Consider the following 10,924-nt stretch of genomic DNA (forward strand, 5'->3'; position numbering starts at 1 on the left):
CTCTTCGCGTAACCTGCCTGCGATTACAGGAATTGCAGGGAGATCCAGTACAGACAGCCGGACAGCAGAATCGATGCCGGCAGGGTAAATACCCAGGCCATCAGAATGCTGGTCACGGTTTTGCGTTGCAGACCGCCGCCATCAACCAGCATGGTACCCGCCACGGACGAAGAGAGAACGTGGGTAGTGGATACCGGCATACCGGTGTAGCTGGCCAGACCGATAGAGACTGCCGCCGTCATCTGAGCGGACATCCCCTGGGCATAGGTCATGCCTTTCTTACCGATCTTCTCGCCGATGGTTGTCGCCACGCGACGCCAGCCGATCATCGTACCGAGACCCAGCGCCAGCGCGACCGCCATGATGATCCAGATCGGTGCGTACTCGATGGTGTTCAGCATGTCGACTTTCAGCTTCTTCAGCAGACGTTTGTCGTCGGCAGAGACTTCAGGCAGCTTAGAAACTTTGTCGGTGACGTCGGAGATGCACAGCATGATGCGGCGCATCTGGCCACGCTGCTCTACGGAGAGCTTGTCGTAGCTTTCAACGTCCGTCAGCATGCCTTTTGCGCGCTCCAGGGCGCTGATCGCATTAGCCGGATGGCAATGGAACTCCGCCGGTTGGGTCGCGCCCGCTTCCGGAGAAGGGATCAGCTGGTCAACGCCGGTCGCTTTCTTCAGCAGGCCAGGACGCTGCTGGAAATAGGTCTCGACGTTGTTGATGGCGTCACGGGTACGGGTAATTTCGTAACCGGACGCATTCATATTCACCACGAAGCCCGCCGGGGCCACGCCGATCAGCACCAGCATCACCAGACCAATGCCTTTCTGACCATCGTTAGCGCCGTGCGAGAAAGCCACGCCGATAGCAGAGATGATCAGGGCGATACGCGTCCAGAATGGCGGCTTCTTCTTACCGTCTTTCTTTTCACGCTCGGCCGGCGTCAGGTGGATACGGGCACGTTTTTTCGTACCGCTCCAGTAACGACGCAGCAGGAAGATCAAGCCACCCGCCACAACCAGACCGACAATCGGGGAGATAATCAGTGAACCGAAAATACCCAGAACTTTAGGGATGTTCAGGGCGTCCACCACAGACGTACCGGTCATCAGCGCATTGGTTAAACCAATACCGATGATAGCGCCGATCAGCGTGTGGGAACTGGATGCTGGCAGGCCGAAATACCAGGTACCGAGGTTCCAGATAATTGCAGCAAACAGCAGGGAGAAGACCATGGCGAGACCATGACCAGAGCTGACATTCAACAGCAGATCCGTTGGCAGCATATGCACAATGGCGTAGGCTACGCTCAGACCTCCAAGAAGAACGCCAAAGAAGTTAAACACTGCAGCCATCACCACCGCAACTTGCGATCGTAATGCCCGGGTGTAGATAACCGTTGCCACTGCGTTTGCAGTATCGTGGAAGCCGTTAATCGCTTCGTAGAACAATACAAAGGCCAGAGCAAGCAAAAGTAAAAGCCCGGTATGGAAATCCAGGCCAGCAAACAAATGTAGCATAGGACGTTACGCCATTTTGAGGACATGAACGCGGCGCATTATCCAGGACAAATGCGCAACGGGCAAAGTGAAATATAGCCTTTTTTTGATTTGCTTACTGACATAAGCGTAGCAGCAAAAGAATTACTTTTTAAATTTCAAAGAAATGCATGAAATTACAGATTTTTACGCTGGTGCGTTTCTTGAGGAAACTTTACAATTCGCGCCCTGAAAACCAGGAGGATCGAGACGTGGAAAAGTACGATGCCATCATTATTGGCGCAGGTGCGGCGGGTTTATTCTGTGCGGCGATGGCCGGACAGGCAGGACGCCGGGTTCTGCTGCTCGATAACGGCAAAAAGCCAGGTCGTAAAATCCTGATGTCTGGTGGGGGCCGCTGCAACTTTACTAATCTTTATATCGAACCTACGGCCTATCTGAGCCAGAACCGTCATTTTTGCAAATCTGCGTTAGCGCGCTACACCCAGTGGGACTTCATCGACCTCGTCGGTAAACATGGGATCGCCTGGCATGAGAAAACGCTGGGGCAATTATTTTGCGACGATTCCGCGCAACAAATCGTCGATATGCTGGTGGCGGAGTGTGAAAAAGGTCAGGTTACCCTGCGACTTCGCAGCGAAGTGCTGGATGTGGCGCGTGATGAGACAGGTTACACGCTGCAGCTTAATGGCGAAACCGTGTGCGCAGATAAGCTGGTGATCGCCAGCGGCGGGCTCTCCATGCCGGGGCTGGGTGCCACGCCGTTTGGCTATAAAATTGCCGAGCAGTTTGGGCTGAAGGTACTCCCGACCCGTGCCGGACTGGTGCCATTCACCCTGCATAAGCCGCTGCTGGAACAGCTGCAGACCCTCTCCGGCGTGTCGGTGCCGTCGGTGATTACCGCCGAAGACGGTACGGTGTTTCGGGAGAATCTGCTGTTCACCCATCGTGGCCTCTCCGGCCCGGCGGTGCTGCAAATCTCCAGCTACTGGCAGCCGGGTGAGTTCGTCACCATCAATTTAGTGCCGGATTGCGATCTGGAGAGCTTCCTCAATGAGCAGCGTGCGGCGCACCCTAACCAGAGCCTGAAAAACACCCTGGCGATACAGCTGCCGAAACGGCTGGTGGAGTGCCTGCAGCAGCTGGGGCAAATTCCTGATGTGTCACTCAAGCAGCTCAACAGCCGCGATCAGCAGGCGCTGGTCGAAACCTTAAGCGCCTGGCGCGTACAACCCAACGGCACCGAAGGTTATCGCACCGCGGAAGTGACGCTGGGGGGTGTGGACACTAACGAACTCTCTTCGCGCACCATGGAGGTCCGCAACGTGCCTGGACTCTATTTTATCGGCGAAGTCATGGACGTTACCGGCTGGCTGGGTGGCTATAACTTCCAGTGGGCGTGGGCCAGCGCCTGGGCCTGTGCAGAGGCGCTGGCCGAAAGGTAGTATTCCGGCGCAACTATTGCACCCTGTACTTCGCCCCCATCCGCTACACTGCATCTCAAACGTTCCGCTATTTTACGCCCTGTTCAGCTGAGCAGGGCGTATTGCGTTACCTTTCAGAGAGTGTGATATGCAGCTTGTGAGCATTATTATTTTGATCAACCTGACGGTGATCATTCATTCCACATGGATGTTTTTTATCCTGAAATTCATCAACCTGAATGTGGAATCGGTGATGCGCGTGGTGTTCCGCAATATCGTTATCATCATGACTGCCCTGTTTGCCCATCTGCTTGAAGCCAGCCTGTTTGCCGTTTTTTATCGCTATGTCGGCGCGTTTAATGACTGGAACACCAGCTTCTATTTCTCGCTGGTCAGCTACGCTACAGTGGGATATGGCGACGTCACGTTGCCGGAACACTGGCGACTGACTGGCGGAGTGGAAGGGCTGGTTGGCGCGCTGATGGTTGGCTGGTCGGTGGCGGTGCTGGTGGCCGTCCTGCAGCGGCTACGCGGCATGAGCCAGTAAAGCGCCGATGGCAGAACCTCCGCATTGTGAGGTAAAGTACACTCCCTCACGCAGGGTTATGCGTTTTAAGGGGAGAAGCCGGTAAACGGTCCCTCTTTTTTCTTTACTGGCCTCGCCAGTCTGCATGGTGTGTATTTTGTCTTCAAAAAGGGTTGTCTATGTCCTCTGCTCATCTCGGTTTCCCGACGGAAACCGTTGTTGTTTTTGTGGTTATGGCTGTCGGGGCGATGTTTATCGACCTCTTCATGCATCGCCATGACAAACCGATCTCACTAAAAAGCGCCTCACTCTGGTCTCTCTTCTGGGTGATGATGGCGATGGCGTTCGCCGGGTTCCTTTACGTGCATCACGGCGCCGAAGTGGCGAGCCTGTTCCTCACCGGTTACGCCCTGGAAGAGGTGCTCTCCGTTGATAACCTCTTCGTGATGATGGCGATCTTCGCCTGGTTTGGCGTGCCGGATCAGTATCGTCACCGGGTGCTCTACTGGGGGGTGATTGGCGCGATTGTCTTCCGCGGGATCTTCGTCGCCATCGGCACCAGCCTGCTGAGCCTGGGGCCATACGTTGAAGTGGTCTTTGCCCTGATTGTGGCCTGGACGGCGGTGATGATGCTTAAACGCGGCGAAGAGCAGGACGAGATTGAGGATTACTCCCAGCATCTGGCCTACCGCGCGGTAAAACGCTTCTATCCGATCTGGCCAAAAATCACCGGTAACGCGTTTCTTCTCAGCCAGAAAGAGGTGGATGCCGAGCTGGCCAAGCCTGAAAACCAGGATGTGATGGTGGGACGGGTGAAGAAGGCGAAGCGCTATGCCACGCCGCTGCTGCTCTGTGTGGCGGTGGTGGAGCTGTCAGACGTGATGTTCGCCTTTGACTCGGTGCCGGCGATCATCGCCGTCAGCCGCGAGCCGCTGATTATCTACAGCGCCATGATGTTCGCCATCCTCGGCCTGCGTACCCTCTACTTCGTGCTGGAGGCGCTGAAGCAGTATCTGGTGCATCTGGAGAAAGCGGTGATCGCGCTGCTCTTCTTCGTCGCCTTTAAGCTCGGTCTGAACGCGACGGATCACTTCTGGCACCACGGCTACGGTATCGGCGCTACGGCGAGTCTGTTGGTGGTGTTGGGCGTACTGGCAGCGGGGATTCTGGCGAGCCTGCTCTTCCCGGGGAAACGGGAAGCCTGACGGATTTTGCCCGGCGGCGCTACGCTTGCCGGGCCTACAACACCCGGCATCTTTTACGGCTTGATCGGTGAATTGCGGCGCGCGCGCGGCGGATGGAAATGGCGCCAGTGCGGATCCTGCGCCGCCGCCAGCAGCTCGTGGTCGCCCCGGGTGTCGCCCCAGGCGCGCACGTGGTAATTGGTCAGGCTGCCGTACACGCTCTCCAGCCGGGCCACCTTCTGCGCACAGCGGCAGTTATGGCCGGTGATCCGCCCGGTCAGCTTGCCCTCTTTCACCTCCAGTTGGGTACCGATAAGCTTAATGCCGAGCTTGTCGGCCCATGGCTGCAACACCAGCGCCGGCGAGGCAGAGCAGATGGTCACTTCCGCGCCGGAGTTGACTTCCGCCGCCACCGCCAGCACCCCCTGGGGGCGCATCAGTTTATCCCAGTACTTTTCGCAGAACCGCTCTGCCTGCTCACGCAGCCAGTGCTCATCCACGCCGGTCAGGAAGGTTTTGATCAGCACCTCTTTCAGTTCATCACGGGTCAGCTTGCGGCGTACGCAGTGAATGGTGGGCAAGGCCATCCGCACCAGGCGACCGGCAAAGTAGCGCTTACCGAACGCAAAGCGTAAGAAGGGGATAAAGCTGTCGTGATGGGTCAGCGTGCCATCAAAGTCGAACACGGAGAGGACGCTGGATTTTGCCATCGCCTCATCGGCAATCATATTGGTCATAACAGAGTCTTAGCGTAAATTCACATTCTGTCCTCAGTTTACCTGCTTTAGCGTCAGATGCCACCCGCCAGCGGACGGGTAGCCATCGGCAGCGCTAGATAATATCGTCCACCACGCCGCCATCCACGCGCAGCGCCGCGCCGGAGGTGGCGGATGCCTGCTGGGAACAGACGTAAACCACCATGTTCGCCACTTCGTCTACCGTGGCGGCTCGCTGGATCACCGAGCTTGGGCGATTGGCCATCACGAACTCTTTTGCCAGCGTCTCCAGGGACTTGCCGGTTTTCTCTATTTCGTCTTTCATCATCTCAGCAAAGCCGTCCGACATCGTCGGGCCAGGCAGGACGCTGTTCACGGTGACGCCACTCCCGGCGACAAACTTTGCCAGACCGCGCGCCAGAGAGAGCTGGGCGGTTTTGGTGACCCCATAGTGGATCATGTCCGCCGGAATATTGCAGGCCGACTCGGAGGAGATAAAGACCACCCGGCCCCAGCCTTTTTGCACCATGCCGGGCAGCAGGGCGCGCGATAGCCGTACACCGGACATCACGTTGGTTTGCCAGTAGTGATTCCAGGTCTCGTCGTCGGTAGCGTAAAAATCCTGAGGGCCGTAGATCCCGGCATTGTTGACGAGGATATCGACGCCCGAAGCGACCCGGAGCAGAGCATCCACCCCTTCCTGCGAACTGAGGTCGGCAATGGCAGCCCGCACCTGAACGCCCGGTATCTGCTGCTGCAGCTGCTGGATGCCCCGGTTGACCGAGTCGACGCTGCGTCCGTTAACAATCACCTCTGCACCGCTCTCCGCCAGCCCTCTGGCAATGGCGAAGCCAATGCCGCCTGTGGAGGCGGTCACTAACGCCACTTTTCCCGTAAGATCGATTTTCACGGTCTGCTCCTTGTCATATTTGAAGTTCAGACCATTAAGCGTAGCAGTTCACCTTTGCGACGGCTGGCTGAAGAGGTGCAGTAAGGTTTCCACCTGTTCGTCGAGCGGGGCGAGCGTGCGTTTTACAATCAGATGCAGCGGTGTAGCACGGCGCGTGCCGTGGCTCAGGGGCACCGTTTTTAGCACACCGGTTTCCAGCTGTTGCTGAATTCGCTCTTCCGGCAGCCAGCCATACCCCACCTGATACATCACCGCATCGATAGCGGCGTCGATGGTGGAGAAGGTCCAGGCTTCGCCGCCGGGAGGCGCGGCGTAGTTCTGCCCGGCGATCTGGATGAGTGGCCAGGAGCGTAGCATTTCATCAGTGAGCGGCGTGTCGTGTTCAAACAGCGGATGTTCCCGATGCGCCACGGCGACAAAGTCGATATTCATCAACCACTCGCCGCGCCCGGTCACATCCTGGCGGCGGGTTAGCACCATCACGTCGGCTTCGCTCTGGGCCAGCGCCTCGCCGGTGTTCTCAAGTATTTCGGTCAGATGCACCTCGGTTTGCGGATAGCGCTGTTGAAACTGGCGCAGAATGGCAAACAGATGACGGCGAGGGAAAATGCTGTCCACCACCACATCCAGTCGGGTACGCATCCCGTTGCGTAGCGTCGTGGCGCGCGTCTCCAGCAGGGTAAAGGCGTTTAGCAGCGGTTTGACCTGATTTAACAGCAGCTCTCCTTCCGGGGTCAGCACCGCCTTACGCCCCACCTGGACCAGAAGCGCCACGCCCAGCCGCTCCTGCAACAATGCCAGGTTATAACTGACGGAAGATTGGCTGCGATGCGTCTCCTCTGCGGCGCGGGCAAAGCTGCCCAACTCAACGACGCGTTCCAGCAGCGACCACTGCTCAAGGGTAGTTTTGTGCATAACTAATCTAATTTTTGGATGAATTTGATTAAATCATAGCGTTATTCATCCAATTTTTGCAGGCGTAAGATGGGTTCATTAAAACAGAGGAGAAAGATTATGAGCCAGTTTGATAAACATGATTTGAGCGGTTTCGTCGGCAAACATTTGGTATATACCTACGATAACGGCTGGAACTACGAAATTTATGTCAAAAACGAGCAGACGCTCGACTACCGTATTCATAGCGGGATCGTGGCAAACCGTTGGGTAAAAGATCAGCAGGCTTATATCGTTCGTGTGGGCGAGAGTATTTATAAAATTTCGTGGACTGAACCGACCGGTACCGATGTGAGCCTGATTGTGAACCTCGGCGACAAGCTGTTCCACGGCACGATCTTCTTCCCGCGTTGGGTGATGAATAACCCGGAAAAAACCGTCTGCTTCCAGAACGATCATATTCCGCTGATGGTCTCTTATCGCGAGGCGGGCCCGGCCTACCCAACCGAGGTCATTGATGAGTTCGCCACCATTACCTTTGTGCGCGACTGCGGTGCCAATAACGATGCTGTCATTGACTGTGCTGCCAGCGAGCTGCCGGCAGACTTTCCGAATAATTTGAAATAAGCGGGTTACAGAAGCTGAAGTGCGCCGTTATGGAGGGTGAAGGGCGTTGGCGTACAGACCGCAAGGCTGAGTTCGCCGCGCTGAAAGTGGCTGACGCAGAGCGCCGATCTTAAGGTGCTGTCGATACTGACAATCTGCCAGGCGCTGCCGCCGCGCTGTTTGACGATCGCCTCTTTACGCGTCCAGATGCGCCAGAAGGCCGACAGTTTTGCCTCAGGTGCCTCCCGCTCCAGCTCATCATGTTCGGCGAGGCTAAAGACGGCGTTAGCCAGCGCCTGCCAGTTATCCCGCGGACGGATCACTTCGATATCGCAGCCCACTTCGCCTTCGTCGCTTAACAGCAGGGCGATATCGTCCCCGCTGTGGCTCAGGTTAAACCAATAGGGTCTGGCATCGACGAAGGCCGGTTTGCCCTGTTCACCGAAGACAATTTCCGGTACCGGGGCGGGCGATAAGGCCCGGGCGAGCAGCGCCCGGCCAGCCAGCCAGGGGAGTCGGCGCGCGCCCTGCGGCGCCTGCTCAGAAAGCGCTGACGCCAGAGAGTCAGCGCTGAGGGTAGAAATCTTTCCCAGAAGAAACTGGTACATAGTCACGCCCAGCGTTTAATGATTATGGAAGTATTAATGCCGCCGAACGCGAAGTTATTACTTTGAATATATTCGCAGTCAATGTGACGGGCTTCACCCATAATATAATCTAACGTGCCGCATTGCTCATCCGGTTATCTTAAATTGATGGTCGGCGCGAACCCGCCCCCACGCATCATCTGCGGGCTCATTCACGCCTCCAGCGCGTACAGGGATTATCCCGGCAGCCTGCTTTTTGGTCTGCCTGGCCCAAGCAGGATCGCCAGTTTGCTGCCGCCCCGGGTGGTCTCCATCCAGATCTTACAGACGCTGGTGAGCGGCACGGAAAGTAACATCCCCACCGGGCCGAGCAACCAGCCCCAGATCAATAACGACAGGAAGACCACCAGAGTGGACATTCCCAGCCGGTGGCCCATCATTCGCGGCTCAACGATATTGCCCAGCACCATGTGGACGATAAGGAATAGCGCCCCCACCATCATGCATTCGTAAAAACCGTTGAACAGGAACGCCTGGATCATCGGCGGTACGGCGGAGATCACCGCGCCGATATTAGGCACATAGTTCAGCAGGAAGGCCAGCACGCCCCACATCAGGGCAAACTGCACCCCCAGCAGCGTCAGCCCCAGCCAGACAATGGCCCCGGTCCACAAACTCAGCAGCGTTTTCAGCGCCAGGTAGTGCGACACGCCCTTCAGGGCGCGGTGTAAACCGGCGATATGGATCTGCGGATTATTGAGGGCAAAACGCATCTTGTACGGCACGTGGCGCACTTCAAACAGCATAAAGACCACGGTCATCACCAGCAGCAAAATGCTGGCCATCGCCCCGGAAAGCTGGGTCATCAGCGCGGTGGCAAAGGTCATCACCTTTTCCGAGTCCATCCGTCTCAGCATCCGCTCCGGGGAGATGTGCAGGTTGAGGAACGGGAACATTTGCTGCAGATCGACAATCTTGCGCGTCAGCTCTTTGTTGTATTTCGGCAGCATGGCGGCAAATTCATTGAGCGAGGCCGCCAGCACCCCAAACAGCGCCGTCAGTCCAATCAGCATTACCACCACGACAATGGTGATGGCAACAGGGCGGCTTACCCCCCGGCGCAAAAACCAGGTGACGAGGGGGTTAAGGACGATGGCGAAAAAGAGCGCCAGCAATAGCTGAACGAGAATATCTGCTGCGGCGTGAATGCCTGCCAGGATCACCACCAGACAGGCCAGCTTCATTAAAATATGGAGACCCGCTTTATCAGCGGGTGGAAGACCCGTTTTATCGGGCGGCGTGATTATCATGATTATTCCTCTTATAAGATGCTCCTAAGTGTAGTGCGCCCGCAGCGCTTCGGCTGACGCCGTTAATCTTAAAGTCGCTGCTGCATTTCTCTCCCTGGCGTGGTAATAGTGAAACACTGTTGTAAAAATTCTGGTGAACCTGATGCCCGAACCTGCCGCCGAACCGGCACTGAGTGGATTGCGCCTCAACCTGCGTATTGTTTCCGTCGTGATTTTCAACTTTGCCAGCTATCTGACCATCGGCCTGCCGCTGGCCGTCCTGCCGGGCTATGTGCATGACATCATGGGATTTAGCGCCTTCTGGGCGGGTCTGGTCATCAGCCTGCAATACTTCGCCACCCTGTTAAGCCGCCCCTATGCCGGGCGCTATGCCGATCTGTTCGGGCCCAAGAGCATTGTGGTGCTGGGGCTGTGCGGCTGCTTCCTGAGCGGGGTGAGCTATTTCCTGGCCGGGTTGACCAGCGCCTGGCCGGTGGTCAGCCTGGCGTTACTCTGTTTTGGCCGGGTGATCTTAGGCATCGGACAAAGCCTTGCCGGAACGGGCTCAACGCTGTGGGGCGTGGGGGTAGTGGGAGCTTCGCACATCGGGCGGGTGATCTCCTGGAACGGCATCGTCACCTATGGCGCAATGGCGATGGGCGCGCCCCTTGGCGTGCTCTGCTATCGCTACACCGGCCTGAGCGGGCTGGCGTTGACCATTATGGGGGTGGCGCTGCTGGCGATCCTCTTCGCCCTGCCACGTCCGAAAGTGAAGGCCAGCAAAGGCAAGCCGATGCCGTTTCGCACGGTGCTGGGGCGCGTCTGGCCCTACGGCATGGCGCTGGCGCTCGGTTCGGCAGGTTTTGGGGTTATCGCCACTTTCATTACGCTGTTTTACGCCGATAAAGGCTGGGACGGCGCGGCCTTCGCGCTGACGCTCTTTAGCTGCGCCTTCGTCGGCACCCGCCTGCTGTTCCCCAACGGCATCAACCGGCTGGGCGGACTGAACGTGGCGATGATCTGCTTTAGCGTTGAGATCCTCGGCCTGCTGCTGACCGGCATCGCTGAGGCGCCGTGGATGGCGCGGATCGGGGTGTTCCTTGCGGGGGCAGGCTTCTCGCTGGTCTTCCCGGCGCTGGGGGTGGTGGCGGTCAAAGCGGTACCGCAGCAGAACCAGGGGGCGGCGCTGGCGACCTATACGGTGTTTATGGATATGTCGCTGGGGGTGACCGGGCCGCTGGCCGGGCTGGTGATGGCGTGGGCCGGGGTACCGGTTATCTATCTGGCGG

At 57.4% G+C, this 10,924-nt stretch carries 10 protein-coding genes and 2 pseudogenes; 5 read left to right on the forward strand and 7 right to left on the reverse strand.

Features of this window, described 5'->3' with window-relative positions; all coding sequences use genetic code 11:
- Positions 1-23 precede the first annotated feature (23 nt).
- Entirely contained in the window at positions 24-1,520 is a 1,497-nt protein-coding gene (pitA, locus tag ACOKCT_RS22050; RefSeq protein ID WP_420193908.1) for an inorganic phosphate transporter PitA, read from the reverse strand.
- Positions 1,521-1,750: 230 nt separating this feature from the next.
- On the opposite strand from pitA, the gene ACOKCT_RS22055 reads away from it, so the two are divergent.
- The 3 genes from ACOKCT_RS22055 to ACOKCT_RS22065 all read left to right on the forward strand — a co-directional run bounded on the left by ACOKCT_RS22055 (position 1,751) and on the right by ACOKCT_RS22065 (position 4,654).
- Positions 1,751-2,944 carry an NAD(P)/FAD-dependent oxidoreductase gene (locus tag ACOKCT_RS22055; RefSeq protein WP_420193909.1) on the forward strand — a complete coding sequence of 398 codons (1,194 nt, stop codon included), beginning with the start codon at positions 1,751-1,753 and terminating at the stop codon, positions 2,942-2,944.
- A 127-nt stretch (positions 2,945-3,071) separates the two neighbouring features.
- Positions 3,072-3,470 carry an ion channel gene (locus tag ACOKCT_RS22060; RefSeq protein ID WP_103177384.1) on the forward strand — a complete coding sequence of 133 codons (399 nt, stop codon included), beginning with the start codon at positions 3,072-3,074 and terminating at the stop codon, positions 3,468-3,470.
- A 158-nt stretch (positions 3,471-3,628) separates the two neighbouring features.
- Positions 3,629-4,654 (forward strand): TerC/Alx family metal homeostasis membrane protein, encoded by a 1,026-nt coding sequence (locus tag ACOKCT_RS22065; RefSeq protein WP_103177383.1) that lies wholly within the window; start codon positions 3,629-3,631, stop codon positions 4,652-4,654.
- A gap of 53 nt (positions 4,655-4,707) precedes the next feature.
- On the opposite strand, the gene ACOKCT_RS22070 is transcribed toward ACOKCT_RS22065, so the two are convergent.
- From ACOKCT_RS22070 to ACOKCT_RS22080, 3 genes are all read right to left on the reverse strand, one after another.
- Complete coding sequence (locus ACOKCT_RS22070) at positions 4,708-5,370, reverse strand: HAD family hydrolase (RefSeq protein ID WP_103177382.1); 663 nt, start codon at positions 5,368-5,370, stop codon at positions 4,708-4,710.
- Positions 5,371-5,464: 94 nt separating this feature from the next.
- Complete coding sequence (locus tag ACOKCT_RS22075) at positions 5,465-6,259, reverse strand: SDR family NAD(P)-dependent oxidoreductase (RefSeq protein WP_103177381.1); 795 nt, start codon at positions 6,257-6,259, stop codon at positions 5,465-5,467.
- A 48-nt stretch (positions 6,260-6,307) separates the two neighbouring features.
- On the reverse strand, positions 6,308-7,174 hold the full coding sequence (locus ACOKCT_RS22080; RefSeq protein ID WP_103177380.1) for a LysR family transcriptional regulator: 867 nt from the start codon (positions 7,172-7,174) through the stop codon (positions 6,308-6,310).
- A gap of 99 nt (positions 7,175-7,273) precedes the next feature.
- On the opposite strand from ACOKCT_RS22080, the gene ACOKCT_RS22085 reads away from it, so the two are divergent.
- Positions 7,274-7,780, forward strand: a complete 507-nt coding sequence (locus tag ACOKCT_RS22085) for a phenolic acid decarboxylase (RefSeq protein WP_103177379.1) — start codon at positions 7,274-7,276, stop codon at positions 7,778-7,780.
- A 5-nt stretch (positions 7,781-7,785) separates the two neighbouring features.
- Here ACOKCT_RS22085 and acpT read toward each other — a convergent pair whose 3' ends face one another.
- From acpT to ACOKCT_RS22100, 3 genes and pseudogenes are all read right to left on the reverse strand, one after another.
- Positions 7,786-8,367, reverse strand: a complete 582-nt coding sequence (acpT, locus tag ACOKCT_RS22090; protein WP_103177378.1) for a 4'-phosphopantetheinyl transferase AcpT — start codon at positions 8,365-8,367, stop codon at positions 7,786-7,788.
- A 2-nt stretch (positions 8,368-8,369) separates the two neighbouring features.
- Positions 8,370-8,558: pseudogene (locus ACOKCT_RS22095) on the reverse strand (beta-ketoacyl-ACP synthase); the annotation flags it as partial.
- Between the two features lie 24 nt (positions 8,559-8,582).
- Complete coding sequence (locus ACOKCT_RS22100; protein WP_103177377.1) at positions 8,583-9,656, reverse strand: AI-2E family transporter; 1,074 nt, start codon at positions 9,654-9,656, stop codon at positions 8,583-8,585.
- A 108-nt stretch (positions 9,657-9,764) separates the two neighbouring features.
- Between ACOKCT_RS22100 and ACOKCT_RS22105 the strand changes: the two are divergent.
- Positions 9,765-10,924: pseudogene (locus tag ACOKCT_RS22105) on the forward strand (MFS transporter); the annotation flags it as partial.

This window comes from Leclercia sp. M-A074-M, from assembly GCF_965195605.1.
GTDB lineage: Bacteria > Pseudomonadota > Gammaproteobacteria > Enterobacterales > Enterobacteriaceae > Enterobacter.

Coding starts and splice junctions, on each gene's coding strand:
- pitA (WP_420193908.1), bottom strand. CDS start 1,520: ATGCTACATTTGTTTGCTGGCCTGGATTTCCATACCGGGCTTTTACTT.
- ACOKCT_RS22060 (WP_103177384.1), top strand. CDS start 3,072: ATGCAGCTTGTGAGCATTATTATTTTGATCAACCTGACGGTGATCATT.
- ACOKCT_RS22065 (WP_103177383.1), top strand. CDS start 3,629: ATGTCCTCTGCTCATCTCGGTTTCCCGACGGAAACCGTTGTTGTTTTT.
- ACOKCT_RS22070 (WP_103177382.1), bottom strand. CDS start 5,370: ATGACCAATATGATTGCCGATGAGGCGATGGCAAAATCCAGCGTCCTC.
- ACOKCT_RS22080 (WP_103177380.1), bottom strand. CDS start 7,174: ATGCACAAAACTACCCTTGAGCAGTGGTCGCTGCTGGAACGCGTCGTT.
- ACOKCT_RS22085 (WP_103177379.1), top strand. CDS start 7,274: ATGAGCCAGTTTGATAAACATGATTTGAGCGGTTTCGTCGGCAAACAT.
- acpT (WP_103177378.1), bottom strand. CDS start 8,367: ATGTACCAGTTTCTTCTGGGAAAGATTTCTACCCTCAGCGCTGACTCT.
- ACOKCT_RS22100 (WP_103177377.1), bottom strand. CDS start 9,656: ATGATAATCACGCCGCCCGATAAAACGGGTCTTCCACCCGCTGATAAA.